At 57.7% G+C, this 16,859-nt stretch carries 17 protein-coding genes; 8 read left to right on the top strand and 9 right to left on the bottom strand.

The features are described 5' to 3' along the window. Positions 1-41 precede the first annotated feature (41 nt). From ACR0J0_RS02290 to ACR0J0_RS02305, 4 genes are all read left to right on the top strand, one after another. Positions 42-722 carry a type 1 glutamine amidotransferase gene (locus ACR0J0_RS02290; protein WP_480661014.1) on the top strand — a complete coding sequence of 227 codons (681 nt, stop codon included), beginning with the start codon at positions 42-44 and terminating at the stop codon, positions 720-722. Continuing rightward, complete coding sequence (locus ACR0J0_RS02295) at positions 722-2,080, top strand: glutamine synthetase family protein (protein WP_480661016.1); 1,359 nt, start codon at positions 722-724, stop codon at positions 2,078-2,080. The genes ACR0J0_RS02290 and ACR0J0_RS02295 overlap by 1 nt, the downstream gene beginning before the upstream one ends. A gap of 8 nt (positions 2,081-2,088) precedes the next feature. Beyond that, a complete protein-coding gene (locus tag ACR0J0_RS02300) occupies positions 2,089-3,393 on the top strand; it encodes an NAD(P)/FAD-dependent oxidoreductase (protein ID WP_480661018.1) in 1,305 nt (434 codons plus the stop codon). A 113-nt stretch (positions 3,394-3,506) separates the two neighbouring features. Further along, positions 3,507-4,721: a DegT/DnrJ/EryC1/StrS family aminotransferase gene (locus ACR0J0_RS02305; protein ID WP_480661020.1), complete on the top strand. Its 1,215-nt coding sequence runs from the start codon at positions 3,507-3,509 to the stop codon at positions 4,719-4,721. Positions 4,722-4,724: 3 nt separating this feature from the next. Here the strand turns inward: ACR0J0_RS02305 and ACR0J0_RS02310 are convergent, their stop codons facing one another. The 4 genes from ACR0J0_RS02310 to ACR0J0_RS02325 form a co-directional block, all read right to left on the bottom strand. After that, positions 4,725-5,483 carry a trypsin-like serine peptidase gene (locus tag ACR0J0_RS02310; RefSeq protein WP_480661021.1) on the bottom strand — a complete coding sequence of 253 codons (759 nt, stop codon included), beginning with the start codon at positions 5,481-5,483 and terminating at the stop codon, positions 4,725-4,727. A gap of 10 nt (positions 5,484-5,493) precedes the next feature. Then, on the bottom strand, positions 5,494-6,048 hold the full coding sequence (gene phaR, locus ACR0J0_RS02315) for a polyhydroxyalkanoate synthesis repressor PhaR (RefSeq protein WP_480661022.1): 555 nt from the start codon (positions 6,046-6,048) through the stop codon (positions 5,494-5,496). Positions 6,049-6,183: 135 nt separating this feature from the next. Continuing rightward, positions 6,184-6,630 (bottom strand): phasin family protein, encoded by a 447-nt coding sequence (locus tag ACR0J0_RS02320; RefSeq protein ID WP_480661024.1) that lies wholly within the window; start codon positions 6,628-6,630, stop codon positions 6,184-6,186. 131 nt (positions 6,631-6,761) lie between these two features. Beyond that, positions 6,762-8,564, bottom strand: a complete 1,803-nt coding sequence (locus ACR0J0_RS02325) for a PHA/PHB synthase family protein (RefSeq protein WP_480661026.1) — start codon at positions 8,562-8,564, stop codon at positions 6,762-6,764. Between the two features lie 110 nt (positions 8,565-8,674). Here ACR0J0_RS02325 and phaZ point away from each other — a divergent pair, with 110 nt between their 5' ends. Next, positions 8,675-9,946, top strand: a complete 1,272-nt coding sequence (gene phaZ / locus ACR0J0_RS02330) for a polyhydroxyalkanoate depolymerase (protein WP_480661028.1) — start codon at positions 8,675-8,677, stop codon at positions 9,944-9,946. Positions 9,947-9,951: 5 nt separating this feature from the next. Next, positions 9,952-10,536: a DUF6151 family protein gene (locus ACR0J0_RS02335; protein ID WP_480661030.1), complete on the top strand. Its 585-nt coding sequence runs from the start codon at positions 9,952-9,954 to the stop codon at positions 10,534-10,536. Here the strand turns inward: ACR0J0_RS02335 and ACR0J0_RS02340 are convergent. From ACR0J0_RS02340 to ACR0J0_RS02360, 5 genes are all read right to left on the bottom strand, one after another. Further along, positions 10,527-11,243 carry an alpha/beta fold hydrolase gene (locus ACR0J0_RS02340; RefSeq protein ID WP_480661032.1) on the bottom strand — a complete coding sequence of 239 codons (717 nt, stop codon included), beginning with the start codon at positions 11,241-11,243 and terminating at the stop codon, positions 10,527-10,529. The genes ACR0J0_RS02335 and ACR0J0_RS02340 overlap by 10 nt on opposite strands. Before the next feature lie 84 nt (positions 11,244-11,327). Then, positions 11,328-11,942 carry a hypothetical protein gene (locus ACR0J0_RS02345; protein WP_480661210.1) on the bottom strand — a complete coding sequence of 205 codons (615 nt, stop codon included), beginning with the start codon at positions 11,940-11,942 and terminating at the stop codon, positions 11,328-11,330. A 17-nt stretch (positions 11,943-11,959) separates the two neighbouring features. After that, the gene (locus ACR0J0_RS02350) at positions 11,960-12,388 is read right to left on the bottom strand and encodes a VOC family protein (RefSeq protein ID WP_480661211.1); all 429 of its coding nucleotides are present in this window, start codon (positions 12,386-12,388) and stop codon (positions 11,960-11,962) included. Continuing rightward, the gene (locus ACR0J0_RS02355; protein ID WP_480661034.1) at positions 12,388-13,383 is read right to left on the bottom strand and encodes an alpha/beta hydrolase; all 996 of its coding nucleotides are present in this window, start codon (positions 13,381-13,383) and stop codon (positions 12,388-12,390) included. Before ACR0J0_RS02355 ends, ACR0J0_RS02350 begins: the two co-directional genes overlap by 1 nt. Further along, complete coding sequence (locus ACR0J0_RS02360; RefSeq protein WP_480661036.1) at positions 13,380-14,129, bottom strand: alpha/beta fold hydrolase; 750 nt, start codon at positions 14,127-14,129, stop codon at positions 13,380-13,382. Before ACR0J0_RS02360 ends, ACR0J0_RS02355 begins: the two co-directional genes overlap by 4 nt. Positions 14,130-14,323: 194 nt before the next feature. Here ACR0J0_RS02360 and thrS point away from each other — a divergent pair, with 194 nt between their 5' ends. Further along, the gene (gene thrS / locus ACR0J0_RS02365; RefSeq protein WP_480661038.1) at positions 14,324-16,282 is read left to right on the top strand and encodes a threonine--tRNA ligase; all 1,959 of its coding nucleotides are present in this window, start codon (positions 14,324-14,326) and stop codon (positions 16,280-16,282) included. Between the two features lie 222 nt (positions 16,283-16,504). Next, positions 16,505-16,807 carry a BufA1 family periplasmic bufferin-type metallophore gene (locus tag ACR0J0_RS02370; protein ID WP_480661040.1) on the top strand — a complete coding sequence of 101 codons (303 nt, stop codon included), beginning with the start codon at positions 16,505-16,507 and terminating at the stop codon, positions 16,805-16,807. Positions 16,808-16,859: the final 52 nt, after the last annotated feature.

Genomic DNA, 16,859 nt, shown 5'->3' on the forward strand with positions numbered 1-16,859 from the left:
ATTCGGTGGGCTAGAATAAATTTGATCAAATTTGGTGACCCATGAAAATCGGTATCCTTCTGACCGGCCATCCACCGGACGAGCTGCACGGCCAATTCGGCGAATACGACACGATGTTCAGCACACTTCTGGACGGCAACGGTTTTGAATACGAAACATTCGCAGTCGTGGACGATCAGTTTCCGCGGGATGAGGATCAGGCCGATGGCTGGATCATCACCGGCTCGCGTCATGGTGCTTACGAAGATCACGCTTGGATTCCACCGCTTGAGGACCTGATCCGCGCCATTCAGAAAAGTGGCAAGCCTTTGATCGGTGTCTGCTTTGGCCACCAGATCATCGCGCAGGCTTTGGGCGGCAAAGTCGAAAAGTTCAAGGCCGGATGGTCTGTTGGACGAACTGACTATGACTTTGAAGGCGGAACGGTAACACTGAACGCCTGGCATCAGGACCAGGTGGTTGAGCTGCCCGAGGGCGCACGCGTTACTGGCACCAACGACTTCTGCCGCAATGCCATGGTGAGCTACGGCGACAACGTTTGGACGGTACAGGCCCACCCGGAATACGGCGACGCCTTCATACAGGGCCTGATGGAAACACGCGGCAAAGGCGTGGTCCCTGATGGGCTTATGGAAGCCGCTGCAAATCGCCTGCCGACCCGAAATGACAATCCGCTGATCGGAAAGTATATGGCGGAGTTTCTAAAGAAAGAGAGGGCCTGATGGCCGACTGGAAAGATCAGCTACCGCAAGCGGCACGGGACTATATCGACGGCCAGAGGCTCGATGAGGTCGAGTGCATCATTTCAGATCTGCCCGGTATCGCCCGAGGCAAGGCCGTTCCGGCATCGAAATTCGCCCGTCAGGACTATTTCCACCTGCCAGACAGCATCTTTTACCAGACCATCACAGGCGACTGGGGTGAGGCTGCAGGGGATGATGGCTTCATCGAACGGGACATGATCCTGAAGCCCGACTTCTCAACAACGTCCGCCGCGCCCTGGACCGGGGACTGGACGCTGCAGGTGATCCACGACGCTTATGACCGCGATGGCGAGCCGATCCCCTTCAGCCCGCGCAACGTACTGAAACGCGTGGTGCAGCTGTATCAGGACAAAGGCTGGAAACCGATCGTCGCACCCGAGATGGAGTTCTTTCTGGTCGCCCCGAACGTCGATCCGGCGCATGGAATCAAACCGATGATGGGCCGTTCAGGTCGTCCCGCTGCGGCGCGCCAGGCTTATTCGATGACGGCGGTGGACGAATTCGGACCGGTGATCGACGATATTTATGACTTCGCCGAACACCAGGGGTTCGAAATCGACGGCATCACTCAGGAAGGCGGCGCGGGTCAGTTGGAGATCAACCTCCGTCATGGCAACCCGGTCAAGCTGGCCGATGAGGTATTCTATTTCAAACGCCTGATCCGCGAGGCCGCGCTGCGGCACAACTGCTTTGCAACTTTCATGGCAAAACCGATCGAGGATGAGCCTGGTTCGGCCATGCACATCCATCACTCGATTATCGACATGGAAACTGGCCAGAACATCTTCTCGGGTCCTCAGGGCGGTGAAACGGACGCGTTCTACAACTTCATCGCCGGTCTGCAGAACCACTTGCCCGCGGGTCTGGCCGTGATGGCGCCCTACGTGAACTCATATCGGCGCTATGTGAAGGACCATGCAGCGCCGATCAATCTGGAATGGGCGCGCGACAACCGGACGACCGGTATTCGCGTACCGCTGTCCGGTCCTGAGGCTCGTCGGGTGGAGAACCGCATCGCAGGCATGGACTGTAACCCGTATCTGGGCATCGCACTGTCGCTGGCTTGTGGCTATTTGGGCCTGACCCAGCAGGAACGCCCGCGCCGTCAGTTCTACGGTGACGCTTATGAGGGCGAAGGCGACATCCCGCAGGTTATGGGCAATGCGCTGGACCTGTTTGATGAGGCCACCGCCCTTCACGAGGTGCTGGGCCCCGAGTTCGCCCGCGTGTACGGCATCGTCAAACGCGCCGAGTACGAGGAGTTCCTGCAGGTCATCTCTCCGTGGGAGCGTGAGCATCTGCTGATGAACGTCTGAGGCACGCAATGAACCTGCTTTATTCCAATGACCGCAAGTCGGAGCATCCGGCCAGCTGGTACGCTGCGACCGCCAATCAGATGGATCGATTTCCGGCGTTGTCAGGCGACACCAAGGCGGATGTTTGCGTCGTGGGCGGCGGATATACCGGGTTGTCGGCTGCTTTGCATCTGGCCGAAGCAGGGTTCGATGTTGTCCTGCTTGAGGCGCATCGCGTGGGCTTCGGGGCGTCGGGCCGAAATGGCGGGCAACTTGGCAGCGCCCAGCGCATGGATCAGGAGGACCTCGAGCGTCTGGTCGGCGATGACGACGCGGCTAAGCTCTGGGAACTGGCCGAAGACGCAAAGGACCTGGTCAAGTCCCTGATCGCGAGGCATCAGATCGACTGCGACCTGAAGCCCGGCATCGCTGTTCTGGGCCTGTCGGATACGGAACAAAAGGAACTGCGCGATCACGCCGTCCATTTGTCTGGGCGATATGGCTATGACCAGATCGAACTGCTGGATACAGATGCCGGACATGCGCTGTGTCCTTCGCCCGCGTACAAAGGCGGCTATCTGGACATGGGTGCTGCCCATTTGCATCCGTTGAACTACGCGTTAGGGCTGGCGCAGGCCGCAGCCAAAGCTGGTGTGCGCATTTTCGAAAGCACCGAGGTTTTGGGCATCGAAGAAAACCTCCCGGCTGTGGTTCGGACTGCTGAGGGCGCTGTCACGGCCGACCACGTCATTCTGGCCTGCAACGGATACCTCGGCGACCTGAACCGCAAGGTGGCGGCTAGGGTCATGCCTATCAATAACTTCATCGCAGCCACGGAACCTTTGGGGGCCGAGGCCGCGCAGGTTCTGACCCGCGACGTCGCCGTCGCCGACACCAAATTCGTGGTGAACTACTTCCGTCTCAGCGCCGATGGCCGCCTGCTGTTTGGGGGTGGCGAAAGCTATGGCTACCGCTTCCCCAGCGACATCGCAACCAAAGTACGCAAGCCCATGACCGAGATTTTCCCGCATTTGCGGGATGTTAAGATCGACTACGCCTGGGGCGGCACGCTGGCCATCACTATGCGCCGAATGCCCTATCTGGCTCGGGTCGCGCCCAATGTACTGTCGGCATCGGGCTATTCCGGTCACGGTGTAGGCACCGCCACCCATGCCGGCCAACTGATGGCGCTGGCCATTCAGGGTCAGGCCGAAGGGTTCGACACTATGGCCCGTGTACCCGCCCTTCCCTTCCCCGGTGGCCCCGCATTGCGTAGCCCGCTGCTGGTCCTGGCGATGACCTGGTTTGCGCTTCGGGATCGCCTGGGCCTTTAACTTCTTCTGTTTTGCAACAGATTGGTGAAATTTCGCCGTGTTGGCGAAAGGGGGTTGGAACACCCAATGTTTAGCTTTATCTTTTCCAAAGTTAGAATTCGGGAAAACCAAATATGACGCTTCCTCCAAACGTTCATGACGCCGAACCCATTCCCCCAGCAGCACGAGAAGCCATCGACGCCCTGATGCAGTCTGGCGACCTGTTTCGCTATACCGCGCCTCAGGATGCACCGGTTGCCTTGCTCGAAGCCGAATTTGCCGAGCTGCTGGGCAGCAAGTACGCGCTGGCAGTATCGTCCTGCTCGGCCGCATTGTTCCTGTCGCTAAAGGCTCTGGACCTGCCACGTGACGCACGTGTTCTGATCCCTGGCTTCACCTTTGCCGCCGTGCCGTCCTCAATCGTGCACGCGGACTGCATTCCGGTTTTGTGCGAAGTGGGTGAGAACTATCGCATCGACATGGCCGATTTCGAGGCCAAGCTGGACGGTGTACAGGCGGTCATCATCAGCCACATGCGCGGCCATACTTCGGATATGGACGCCATCATGGCCCTGTGCGACGCGCGTGACATCCCTGTGATCGAAGATGCGGCCCACTCGCTGGGAACGACGTGGCACGGGCGCAATATCGGAACGATCGGCAAGATCGGCTGCTTCTCGTTCCAGTCCTACAAGATGATCAATGCGGGCGAAGGTGGCATCCTGATCACCGACGACGCCGATTTGGTAGCGCGTGCCGTCATCATGTCCGGCGCTTACGAACACAACTGGAAAAAGCACAAAGGCCCTCACGGCGACAACTCGCCCGAGCTGGAGCAGGCTTTTGCACGCTGGCAGAACCAGTTGCCGCTTTATAACCTGCGGATGAGCAACCTCAGCGCCGCCGTGATCCGTCCGCAAATCCCGGAACTCGCACGTCGCGTAAGGGACGGCCTGACCAACCACGACTACGTGGCCGAGCGCCTGAACACGTCACCCTTTATCCACGTCCCTGCCCCTCTGGCACCCGAACGCCGAGCGCCGGATTCCATTCAGTTCAACCTTGTGGACATGAGTGACGATGATATCCGCGCCTTTGCCGCCGCAACCGAGGCGCGCGGCGTCAAGGTTCAAGTCTTCGGTCTAAGCGAGGATAACGCCCGCGCGTTCTGGAACTGGCAGTTCCTGCCCGAGCAGGTCGACCTGCCACAAACCCGCGCGATGTTGATGAAAGCCTGCGATGTGCGGCTTCCGGTTCGCCTGACGCGCAAAGAGCTGGATGTGATCGCCGATATTCTTCTGGCCGCTATGGGCGAAGTAACCGGTCCTGTTCCGGTTTACGGCACCTGAGCTTTAGTCGGGCACAGCAAAGCTCTCGCTCGACACAAACAGCGCCGCAATCCCCTGAGGGGTCGCGGCAACCCGCGACAGGATGCCGACCACCCTGATCCCTGAAGGCGTTTCCACCAGCAAGGGCGCCCCGGAATCGCCCATCATCACCGGGCAAATCGCGAGCAACAGACCATCCGCTGAGCGACGTACGGGGCAGTTGTTCGTGCGGCTCAGGACGTGTGGGCGCAGGCCCGCATAGCCGGCCACAGTCCCTGCTTCGGTGTCCAAGTTTCCGATTTCAAAGTATCCCAGTGATTGACCAATGGGCTCAGCCAGTTCAAGCACGGCCCAATCCAGTTCAGCGCGATCATTGAAACCTGAATCAGCGGCCTGATAAGGATGCAACCGGTATGATTTTATCATTGAAAATGCGGACGCTTCTCCGCGCTGATACCCCCCGGCGAACCGAATGCTGGAGGCAGGTATCCAAGTCTTTCGTGACGAATTGTATAGGCAGTGGGCCGCAGTCAAAACCAGATCGTCTGCCACCAGAACACCGGTGCAATGCGATCGCTGGTCCCGGCTGGCGAAGTTGACGCGACCAATTGCGCGCCAGGCGGGCTCTGCGGCGTCCAGAATCTCGCGCGCGCGAATGTCTTTGCAGCCTTCTTCCGCCGTCGTTCCAATTGTGCAGATCGGTGACCAGACCTCGGAAAAGTCTCCCTGCGCCCACGCGAATGTTCCACTGAGTATTGCGGCACTCAGGAACAAACAGCGCATCCGCGTGCAATCAGTTCAGCTTGGACAGCTTTTGCTGCAATTCCGCCAGCTGCTTTTTGATGTCGTCCAGATCTTCTTTGGGTTCCGACTTGGCCTCGTCTTCCTTGTCAGGTCCGGACCACCCGCTGGACAGACCGCCTGTCATGGCTTTCAGAAATGCCTGCTGTTGCGCCTGCAGCGCATCGAACCCCGGCATCTGTGACATCGGGTTCATGGCATTCATGTTTTCCATCATCTTGTTCTGGCTTTCGCGCAGCATCTCGAACGAGCTTTGAAGAAACTGCGGCATCACACCCCCGCCCGGCAGCATGTAGCTGCGGACCAGATCGTTCAGCACGTTGACCGGCAGCACATTTTCACCGCGGCTTTCATGTTCGGCGATGATTTGCAGCAGGTATTGCCGTGTCAGGTCATCGCCGGTTTTCAGGTCGATGATCTGCACTTCACGCCCGTCCCGAATGAACGACGCGATGTCTTCCAGCGTGACATAGTCGCTGGTCTCGGTGTTATACAGCCGACGGCTGGCATAACGTTTTATCAACAGTGGTTTTTCTTGTTCTGTCACCGTTTACCCTCCCCAAGGATGATGCGTTGCAGCAGAGATTATGCGAGCGCAGAACAAAAAGAAAGGGCAGGTCGAACGACCTGCCCCACGCGATTGCACCAAATGGGAGGAGTGGGTGCGCCTCGCGGCATTAACTTACTTGGCAGCAGTTGCTTTTTTGGCAGCTGCAGTCACGTCGTTAGTGGCTTTTTTGACGGCTGCGGTTGCGTCTTCTGCAGCGTCTTTGCCAGCCGCCATCAGCAGCTCAACGGTTTCGGTCTGCACTTTTTTCGCGATTTCAGCGAAAGCAGCCATGTTTTCAGCGGCAACCTCAGCCGATGCGCTTGCGAAGTCGGTTGCAGCTTTTGCGTAGTCAGCGGGCTCTGCCTTTGCTTTCGACATCTCGGTCAGCTTGGCCAGGGTGTCCTTGGTCCATTTGTTCGAGATTTCAGCCGACTTTTCAGCAGCTTCCAGAGCAACGCCCGACAGCTTTTCGTTCAGGGTCGCGGTCGACTTGAAGGCACCTTCCAGAGCGGTGGTGTCAACGGGGAATGCGCCCATCATGTCTTTCAGGGTCGCGGTAAAGTCTTGAGTCTTTGCCATTGTCCAAATCCTTTTGCTGAACCGGGCCCACCCCGGTTTTCATCAGCTTGAGGACAATATGATTGCCGCACCGCAGCATTGCAAGTTTTTTCTTGCTGCGGTGCAGAAAAATTTTCAAATCAGTTTGAAAATCAATTGGTTGCCTTGGCTAAAACATAGGTTCCGGGTGCCGGAGCAAGCGAAGGATGCTTCGAATCGCCGGTTTCCCGCGCGGGCACTTGTTTGCCGGAACGCTTCTTGAGCCAGGCTTCCCACCTTGGCCACCAAGACCCTTCGTGGAACTCAGCCTCTTTAAGCCAGGTGTCAGCATCCACTTTCAGATCGGAATTCGTATAGTGGCCGTATTTCTTCTTGCTGGGCGGGTTCACAATCCCGGCGATATGCCCGGATTCCGACACGATGAAAGTCTTGGAGCGCGACCCCATCTCCTGCACGCCGCGATAACATGCCTTCCATGCCGCGATGTGATCCGTTTCGCAGGTGATCGCCATCAAAGGCACATCCACATCCCGGACATGCAACTTGTGCCCCAGCAGTTCGAACCCATCCGTGACGAAGTCATTTCTCTGACACAAACCGCGCAGGTACTGAACAGCCATGCGACCGGGCAAGTTGGCCCCGTCCCCATTCCAAAACAACAGGTCGAACGCCGGAGGCGTTTCGCCCATCATATAGCTGCGGATCGCAGGCCCATAGATAAGGTCCTTGGACCGAAGAAACGACATTGTGCGTCCGATGACCCAGGCTTTCAGCACGCCGTCTTTCGAGATCTGGTCCTCTATGCCATCCACAAAGTCGTTTTGCAGGAAGGGCGTGAACTCTCCCTGATCGCCGAAATCCGTCAGCGCCGTAAAGAACGTCGCCGACTTGATGGATTTGTCGCCGCGCTGTTTCAGTAGCGACAGGGTCAGGCTCAGCGTGGTTCCCGCAATGCAATAGCCAACCGCGTTGACTTGCTTGACCTTGCAAATCGATTTGACCTCTTCGATTGCGGTCAGGAAGCCTTTCTGGATGTAATCCTCCATCCCGATATCGGCGTGGGATTCGTTTGCGTTCACCCAGCTGACGACAAACAGGGTGTACCCCTGCTCAGTCACCCATTTGATCAGGCTGTTTTTCGCCTTGAGGTCCAGAATGTAGAACTTGTTGATCCAGGGTGGGAACAGAAGCAGCGGCGTTTCGTGAACCGTCTCGGTCGCTGGTTTGTACTGGATCAGCTCCATCAGACGATTGCGGTATACAACGTCGCCCGGTGTCGTTGCGATATTGCCCCCAACCTTAAAGGCACTGTCATCGGCAAGTTTGACGACCATTTCGCCGTCATTGGCCTCAAGATCAGCCACAAGGTTCTCAAGCCCCTTGATCAGTGACTGACCTTCTGTCTCAACCGCTTTTTCCAGCGCGTCGGGGTTGGTCGCCAGAAAGTTCGTCGGCGACATCATGTCGATGATCTGTTGCGAGAAGAACTTCAGGCGCTGTTTATCCGTCGCGTCCAGATCCTCAACCGATGCCACGGCTTGAGAGATTGCCTCGGCATTGGTCTGGTATTGCTGGCGAATGAACTTGAAGTATGGATTTGTTTCCCACAAAGGGTTCGAAAACCGTTTATCTATCGGCCCGGAGTTGTCGTCATCGGTTTCGCCTTTCGTCAGCGCCTGCTGTGCTTCGGCGAAATTCAGAACCGACTTTCCCCAGAACTCGATCTGCTGTTCAAGCAGCTTGGCCGGGTTTTGCATTGCTTCTGCCCAATAGGCCGATGCTGCCTTTGCATAAAGTTCCTGATTCGGGCCGTCTAACGCCGGGTTGTGCGTCTTTTTTCCGGCCATCACCTCGACAAGCCGCTTTGACAGCTCTTCGACTTTGCCCATATTTTCTTTAAGTCGTTCAAGGTGTTCCGGGGACATATCCGGTGTCTGGTGTTCGCTTGTTGTCATTTTAACAATTCCCCCCTAACCTCGCTGCTATGCAGAATAATCGTCGTGGGCCTGGGGAGCAAAGCGACGAATAGTCCGACACTCACACCGGCAGCCAGGAGGCCCCCAACATGCGCTATATGATCACCTACGATCTGATGGAAACGATGCGCAATACGAACCAGTGGATGGGAGCGACAGCCAGCGCAATGGCGTCTTACCCGCTGTTTTCCATGATACCGAATCCTGCGTTCAGCATGATGGCAGCGTGGGGCGAAGTGACCGAGCGCACCTTTCAGCGCATGATCGCTAAGCCGGACTGGGGTATACGAACGTTTACGTGTGAGGATGGCAAAGACCACCTTGTTGATATTGTTCCCGTAATGGAGCGCCCATTTGGCGACCTGATCCATATTCGCGTCAATGGCCGCGAAGAACAACCCCGCAAGGTGCTGTTGGTGGCACCAATGTCCGGGCACTACGCGACTTTGTTGCGCTCTACCGTCAAAAGTTTGCTGGTCAATTGCGAGGTCTACGTTACCGACTGGCATAATGCGCGTGATATTCCCGTTTCCGAAGGCAAGTTCGATGTCGAGGATTACACGCTGTATCTTGTCGATTTTATGAAAGAGCTGGGCCCGGATACGCATGTCGTCGCCGTTTGCCAACCCGTACCTCTGACTTTGGCCGCGACTGCCTATCTGGCCGAGGTGGACCCCAAGGCACAGCCCAGTACGCTGACCCTGATCGGCGGCCCGGTTGACCCCGATGCCACCCCAACGGATGTGACTGATTTCGGTGCCCGCGTCACCATGGGCCAGCTGGAAGAAACCATGATTCAGCGCGTCGGGTTCAAATACAAAGGCGTCGGCCGCATGGTGTATCCAGGCCTTCTGCAACTGGCATCTTTCATGTCGATGAATGCAGACCGTCATTCCAAAGCTTTTTCGGATCAAATTCAGCGCGTGATGCGGGGCGAGGCGTCGGACCACGACGCGCATAACCGGTTCTACGACGAATACCTTGCCGTCATGGACATGACCGCCGAGTTCTACCTGTCGACCGTCGAACGTGTCTTCAAGAAACGCGAGATTGCCCGCAATGAGTTCATTGTTGCAGGCCACAAGGTGGATATCGGCAATATCACCGATGTCGCTGTCAAAACGGTCGAAGGTGCCAACGACGACATCTCGGCACCGGGTCAGTGTATTGCCGCGCTTGACCTGTGCACTGGATTGCCGGACGCCAAAAAGGCAAGCCATGTCGAACCGGGCGCTGGCCACTACGGTATCTTCGCCGGCCGCAGCTGGCGCGACAATATCCGGCCGCTTGTTATCGACTTCATGAACGCCAACTCGCGAAAACCGCAGCGTCGCGCGGCCAACAAAAACAAAGTGGCCTGAGTTCGATGAGCAGGAAAACAGCGACTGAAACCTCGTTTTCCTGCTCATGTGGCTCCTTGCAAGGACGGATCACAGCGGCGGGTGTGAAACATGGCACGCATACCGTGTGCTTTTGCCACGATTGCCGCGCTGCTCAGTTGTATTTCGGACAGCCGGACCCGTTTCCCGGCCCCATTGAGATCCTGCAGACGCTACCGGAAGACATCATTATTGACAGCGGTGCAGAACACCTTGCCGTGATGCAACTCAGCCCCAATGGAATGCTGCGCTGGTACGCCAGCTGCTGCAATGCCCCGCTGGGGACCACCACAAGAACACCGAAGTTTCCATTTATCGGATTTATCGTCAAATGCATTCCCGACCCGGGCGGGCTGGGACCGATTACGACTCGGGGGTTTGTTCCCAAAGGGAACGGCAAGCAGGCGCACGAAAAGATTGGATCGGCCATCTACGGCTTGGTGACGCGCGTCGCGAAATCGCGTTGGTCCGGCAGTTGGAAGAACACGCCTTTCTTCAATCCGGATACCGCAGATCCCGTTGCCAAGCCGGTGATCCTCAGAAAGGCCGAACGCGCGGCCCTTTACCCGTAAGAAGCCCGCGCGGGTGTGTTCAACCAGTTCTCAAGCGCCTCATTGACGACCTGAGGAGTTTCAAGCGTTGGCAGGTGCCCTGCGTCATCGATCACCTTAAGCTGTGCCTCCGGGATCAGGTCCGCCATGAATGCGTGCTTTCGTACAGGTGTCAGCAGGTCATGCGCACCACATAACACGAGCGTCGGAGCTTTGATCATTCGCAGCGCTCCTTGCTGATCCGGGCGTCTCTGCAACGCCCTCATCTGGCGTTCGAACACGTTCGCCCCCAGATCCAATGCCATGGCGATCACGTCATTCAGAATGGGAACGCGTTTAGGCCCGGGGGCCAAGGTGTCGGACCCCAATATCTTGCGCATAACTTCTTCAAGCCGCCCGGCTTTCGCAGCGACCATGTACTCTTCTCTGGCTGCCGCAATCTGAGGGGTATCCGCCTGCGCATCCGTGGCAATCAGGCACAACCGCGAAATACGGTCAGGCGCGCGGCGGGCCAGTTCCAAGGCGACCACACCCCCCATGCTTAACCCTGCCAGTGCAAATCGGTGTGGCAACTGGTCCAAAAGACCCGAGGCGATCTCTTCGATCCTTTCCCCTAACGAAACCGGAGCAACAGTGACGGCGCGCTGACGAGACAGGTAGGCGATCTGAGGGTCAAAAACCCTTGCATCGCACATCAATCCGGGCAGTAGAACCAGCGGCTCGATCAAGCGCGGCCTCCTTCGTCTCGACCTCACGGGCGGCTTCGTTTTTTCTCAGGATGAGTGGTTTTTCCTGCGCGGGCAAGTCAAACTTCACGGATAAACGATGCCCCGGAATGCAGGAAAGTCCGCATATCGCATTTGGCGGGTTTGCAGGTCTTCGTCCGGTTCGGCCCCGGCACGCAAAAGGCATCCGCGCGGGGCGATATAGCTGTCAATACGCTTCATGGGATTTGGTCGCCATACCAGATTGAATGCGCAGAGTTTGGGAAAAAACCAGATTTCGGAATAGTCCAGATGGTCGTGCATCCACCACGCAAGGTCGCGCCAATCCCGCCCCTCTGCGTACTGGTCCGCGAACCACGGGACTACGAGTGACGCGCCCGCAACCCGCTCATCGCCCATCCCCCAGTCCCAGATATGGCATTCCAGCGGGTTGTCGTTTCGCGCGCAATTCAGCCGGTTTTCATTGCCGTACTGGTTCAGCGAAGGAGAGCGATAACCCGAGCGAACGGCTATTCGGCCAAAGGTTTCCTCCAACGGATCCAGAAGGGTCTGGCAAAACGCTCGACCGGTCTCGATCGCGAGGTCGGGATCTTCGGGAAGGTTTTGTTTTTCATGGAAATTTCCGATTTCGGAATACAGGAAATCGCGCATGAAGAAGTGCCTGGACAGGCGCACACGGCCGAGCGTTTCAAGGCTCCACATGCTGCCCGGCTTGCGCATCACCCGTACCCGTTCCAACGGAAAGCACCATCGGTCGCCAGCGGCGAGAACGGGTTGAAAGCGACCTCCCAGATCGTGCCTTCGGGCGCCCGGAAATAGCCGTGATGTCCGCCCCAGAACACGTCTGACGCCGGTTTCAGCACTTCGGCACCGGCCTCCTCGACCTTGTTCAACACCTGCGCGACGTCCTCCTTTGACCGGCAGTTGTAGCTGAGGGTCAACGCCCCACGCCCCAACGTGCCGACATCGACGCCAATTTCATCGGCCAGCGCAGGCAAAGGGTAAAGGCCCAGCGTCTGTCCAATCAGGTCAAAGGCTATTACACCGTCCGGACTGTCGACACGTTTCCAGCCGATTTTTTCATAGAATGCAGCGGCGACCTCCGGGTCGTCGACCCCGACAGTTATCAAGCTGACACGCTGTTCCATCATTCAATCCCCTGCTCTTTCAACCAGCCCAGAATACCCGCAACGGCGTCATCGGTCTGTTCCGGCGACATCAGACGTCCCGCGATAACATGTGACGACGGATCATCGCCCGGCCCCATCGTCACTGTGTTAACGTTTGCCGAGCCGCCCCAAGCCTCTGCCACCTTATGGGTCAGGTCTGGACGCACAACCTGATCGTCGTCAGAGAACCAGAACAGCGCCGGTACTTTGGCCTGTGAAAAATCCAATGCGTAGACGACCTCGACCAGAACTGTCATCGGAACAACGGCCTCCCATGGATAGACCGACGACCAGTATTTGTTCTTTTCCGGATCCGGTCCGGAAACATCGCGTTCTTCACCCATGATCATCGGCAGCCAGGTGCGCGCCCACGGAAGGCCGGGTATCCATGCGCCGGGCGAGTTCACACCGAAATTCGGCGAGACAAAGACCAGACCGGCCACGTTTTCCATCAGCGCGTCATCTAGCGCAGCAGCAGCAGCCAGCGTTCCTCCGGTCGAGGTCGAGATCACTACGACCTGATCTCCGACCGCGCGCGCGGCAGCCAGCCCTTCGGCCATGTCCTGCATCCAACCCGAGGCGGTGCCTTCGGCCATCGCCTGCCCGCTCCGGCCGTGACCCTGCAGACGGGTGTAGACCAGATTGGCGCCAAGCGCGTCAGCTACCATGTCGGGGACGGGGCGAATTTCTTCTGACGAAGCGGAAAACCCGTGGACATACAGAATTGAAACCGGCGTGCGCTGCTCTTTGAACCCGTCCTGCCAGATCACCCGTTTTTCGACACCCGGGACGATATCGTCATAGGCGGACTCGGTGCTTTCGAAATAGACCTGCACGCCTTCGCCGAATTTGCGCGGCTCAAAGGTCGGGTTCAGGTTTACGTCCTCACGCGGACCGAACCAGTAGATAAGCGCACCTACTGCAACCAGCGCCAGCAACAGGCGCCCAAGTCCCCTTCCAAATCCCCGGATCATTGCTGGCCCATCACTTCCAGCACGGCATTTTCGATTATCTCAAGGCAAGGCCCGTCGGAGAAGCGGTGATCCGCGTCTTTGACCAGCAAAAGACGCATGTCTGGGCCTGTTGCATGTTCCAGCAATCGAACCGCAGTTTCGGTGGAAACCGCGGTGTCCGCCGTGCCTTGCAGGAAGCGGACCGGAAACGGCAGATCCAGCGCCTCGCGTAGGACCAGTTGCTGTCTGCCGTCTTCGATCATGCGCTTGGTGATGATGTACGGCTCCATGTAGTCCGACGGCAATTCGACATATCCCTCAGTCTCCAACACCTGTTTTTGTGTGTCAGAGAAAGACGCCCAATATCCGTCCTCGGTAAAATCCGGCGCAGCAGCGATCGTCGCCATACCCACAATCCGTTCAGGCATCGCCTTTGCCAGCAAAAGCGCCTGCCAGCCGCCCATCGACGACCCGACAACGATCAGCGGTCCGACTGTCAGCTCGGTCACGGCGGTCACAGTATCCTCGTGCCAATCACCGATGCAGCCGTCCTCGAACTTGCCCGAGCTTTCGCCGTGACCAGAATAGTCAAACCGCAGAAACGCCTGTCCGCGGGATTTGGCCCAGGCCTCAAGATGTATTGCCTTGGTGCCCTCCATATCGGATTTGAGCCCACCGAGAAACACGATGGTCGGCCCCGCACCTTCTGTCTTGTGATACGCCAGCTGCCGCCCTTGCCCTGTGGTCAGAAAATTCGTTGCCGCCATGTTTTCCTCATTCTTCTTTGCTGATCATCATGCACGGCTGCACACGGGCCGCAATTGCCGAATTCCAACCTCTCGCCGCGTCAGTTTTGCAGCCCTCCATTCTTGACAGCTGATGCTGCACCTGCCACATGAGGCGCACACAATAACCCGCAACCGGGCGTTCAGTGGGCGCCAAACCGACGAGGAGAGCCGATATGGCCCTGGACTCACAGTCAGTCTCCCTTACTTTTCCCGATGGCAATGCACGATCCTACGACGCAGGCGTAACGCCGGCGCAAGTGGCTGCCGATATCTCGACCTCTCTGGCCAAGAAGGCCATTTCCGCAACGGTGAACGGCAAGCATTGGGACCTGCAATGGCCAATTGATGCGGATGCCGACATCGCCATCCACACGATGAAGGATGAAGAGCAGGCCAACGAACTGATCCGTCACGATCTGGCGCATGTGATGGCGCGTGCGGTTCAGGAAATCTGGCCCGCGACCAAAGTCACCATCGGCCCCGTTATCGAAAACGGTTGGTACTATGACTTCGATCGGGATGAACCGTTCACGCCCGAAGATCTCGGCCTCATCGAGAAAAAGATGAAAGAGATCATCAACAAGCGGGACCCCGTCACCACCGAGGTCTGGGACCGCGACCGCGCGATCGAGTTCTACAAGGCCAATAACGAGCCCTACAAGGTCGAGCTGATCGAATCCATTCCCGGTGATGAGCCGCTACGGATGTACTGGCACGGGCATTGGCAGGATCTATGCCGCGGACCGCATCTTCAGCATACCGGCCAATTGCCGGGCGACGCCTTCAAGCTGATGAGCATTGCTGGCGCCTATTGGCGTGGCGACAGCTCGCGCGCGATGTTGCAGCGGATCTACGGCGTAGCCTTTACCGGCAAGGAAAAGCTGAAAGCCCACCTGCACATGCTGGAAGAGGCCGCCAAACGCGACCACCGCAAGCTGGGCCGCGAGATGGACCTGTTCCACATGCAGGAAGAGGCCCCCGGCCAGATCTTCTGGCACCCGAACGGCTGGACCATTTACACGCAACTGCAGGACTATATGCGCCGCGCCCAGCATCGTGGCGGTTATGTCGAAGTGAACACGCCGCAGGTCGTAGACCGCAAGCTGTGGGAAAAGTCCGGCCATTGGGACAAGTACCAAGAGCATATGTTCATTGTCGAAGTGGACGAGGAACACGCGCGAGAGAAATCGGTAAACGCGCTCAAGCCGATGAACTGCCCCTGCCATGTAGAAATCTTCAAGCAGGGTCTGAAATCCTACCGCGATCTGCCGTTGCGTATGGCCGAGTTTGGATCGTGCGCACGGTACGAACCGTCGGGTGCCCTGCATGGCATTATGCGCGTACGTGGTTTCGCCCAGGACGACGCTCATATCTTCTCAACCGAAGATCAGATCGGCGAAGAGTGCGCCCTCTTCATCGGGTTCCTGACCAATGTTTACAAGGACCTCGGGTTCGATAGCTTTAAAGTGAAGTTTTCTGATCGTCCCGAACAGCGCGCCGGTTCCGACGAAGTCTGGGACAAGGCAGAAGAAGCTCTGCTGACCGCGACCCGAGCGGCAGGCGTTGAACCAGAACTGAACCCGGGCGAAGGTGCCTTCTATGGCCCGAAGCTTGAGTTCGTCCTGACAGACGCCATTGGACGCGATTGGCAATGCGGCACATTCCAGGTGGACTTTGTTCTGCCTGAGCGACTGGATGCGACTTACATCGGTGCTGATGGTGCCAAGCATCGCCCCGTTATGCTGCACCGCGCCTGCCTTGGCTCGTTCGAGCGCTTCATCGGCATCCTGATCGAAGAGCACGCCGGTAAGCTGCCGTTCTGGCTGGCCCCGCGTCAGGTGGTTGTCGCCTCGATCACGTCCGAAGCGGATGACTATGTGCTGGAAGTGGTTGAAACCCTCAAGGCTGCGGGCGTCCGTGCCGAAGCGGATATTCGCAACGAGAAGATCAACTACAAAGTCCGCGAGCACTCGGTCGGCAAGGTTCCGGTCATTCTGGCCGTCGGTCATCGCGAAGTTGACGAGCGCACCGTAAGCGTGCGCCGCCTCGGTGAAAAACAGACGCAGGTTCAATCGCTTGAGGCTGTAACAAAAGAGCTGGCGCAGGCCGCAACCCCGCCTGACCTTCTGTAACATTCGGCAGCATATCGCCATAAATCCGGCCCTAAATTCGGGGCCGGATTGAAACAATTTCCATTTTTCATTTCAAAAACAATTTGTTAACCTTCAAGGGGGCATTACGCTCTTTGACGGGGTTGTGAGACACGGGCTCGTGAATTCACCTGCCCCAATTAAGCTACTACCTTTGTCATTGTCACAAGAAGACATACGCAGTCATCAAAAGGGATTACCGAGATGTCGAACACCGCAAAAACCCTGGTTATCGCAACCGCAGTTGCAGCAGCCGTATCGGGCGCAGCTACAACCGCAACCGCACAAGCCAAAGAGAAATGCTATGGCGTGTCAAAAGCCGGTCAGAACGACTGCGCTGCAGGCCCCGGCACCACCTGCGCCGGCACCTCGACCGTTGACTATCAGGGCAACGCCTGGACTCTGGTCGACGCAGGCACCTGCGCCGATATCGAGCTGCCCGCCGAAGCAAACGGCACCCCGCGCAAAGGTTCGCTGGAGCCGCTGGAACGCGACCTGCCGGCATAAGCCCAAGCATCTGAGAACCGAAGGGGCGGGCACTATCGCCCGCCTCTTTTCG

It is taken from the genome of Ruegeria sp. BF12 (assembly GCF_056538705.1).

Coding starts and splice junctions, on each gene's coding strand:
- ACR0J0_RS02290 (WP_480661014.1), top strand. CDS start 42: ATGAAAATCGGTATCCTTCTGACCGGCCATCCACCGGACGAGCTGCAC.
- ACR0J0_RS02295 (WP_480661016.1), top strand. CDS start 722: ATGGCCGACTGGAAAGATCAGCTACCGCAAGCGGCACGGGACTATATC.
- ACR0J0_RS02300 (WP_480661018.1), top strand. CDS start 2,089: ATGAACCTGCTTTATTCCAATGACCGCAAGTCGGAGCATCCGGCCAGC.
- ACR0J0_RS02305 (WP_480661020.1), top strand. CDS start 3,507: ATGACGCTTCCTCCAAACGTTCATGACGCCGAACCCATTCCCCCAGCA.
- ACR0J0_RS02310 (WP_480661021.1), bottom strand. CDS start 5,483: ATGCGCTGTTTGTTCCTGAGTGCCGCAATACTCAGTGGAACATTCGCG.
- ACR0J0_RS02320 (WP_480661024.1), bottom strand. CDS start 6,630: ATGGCAAAGACTCAAGACTTTACCGCGACCCTGAAAGACATGATGGGC.
- ACR0J0_RS02325 (WP_480661026.1), bottom strand. CDS start 8,564: ATGACAACAAGCGAACACCAGACACCGGATATGTCCCCGGAACACCTT.
- phaZ (WP_480661028.1), top strand. CDS start 8,675: ATGCGCTATATGATCACCTACGATCTGATGGAAACGATGCGCAATACG.
- ACR0J0_RS02335 (WP_480661030.1), top strand. CDS start 9,952: ATGAGCAGGAAAACAGCGACTGAAACCTCGTTTTCCTGCTCATGTGGC.
- ACR0J0_RS02345 (WP_480661210.1), bottom strand. CDS start 11,942: ATGTGGAGCCTTGAAACGCTCGGCCGTGTGCGCCTGTCCAGGCACTTC.
- ACR0J0_RS02350 (WP_480661211.1), bottom strand. CDS start 12,388: ATGGAACAGCGTGTCAGCTTGATAACTGTCGGGGTCGACGACCCGGAG.
- ACR0J0_RS02355 (WP_480661034.1), bottom strand. CDS start 13,383: ATGATCCGGGGATTTGGAAGGGGACTTGGGCGCCTGTTGCTGGCGCTG.
- ACR0J0_RS02360 (WP_480661036.1), bottom strand. CDS start 14,129: ATGGCGGCAACGAATTTTCTGACCACAGGGCAAGGGCGGCAGCTGGCG.
- thrS (WP_480661038.1), top strand. CDS start 14,324: ATGGCCCTGGACTCACAGTCAGTCTCCCTTACTTTTCCCGATGGCAAT.
- ACR0J0_RS02370 (WP_480661040.1), top strand. CDS start 16,505: ATGTCGAACACCGCAAAAACCCTGGTTATCGCAACCGCAGTTGCAGCA.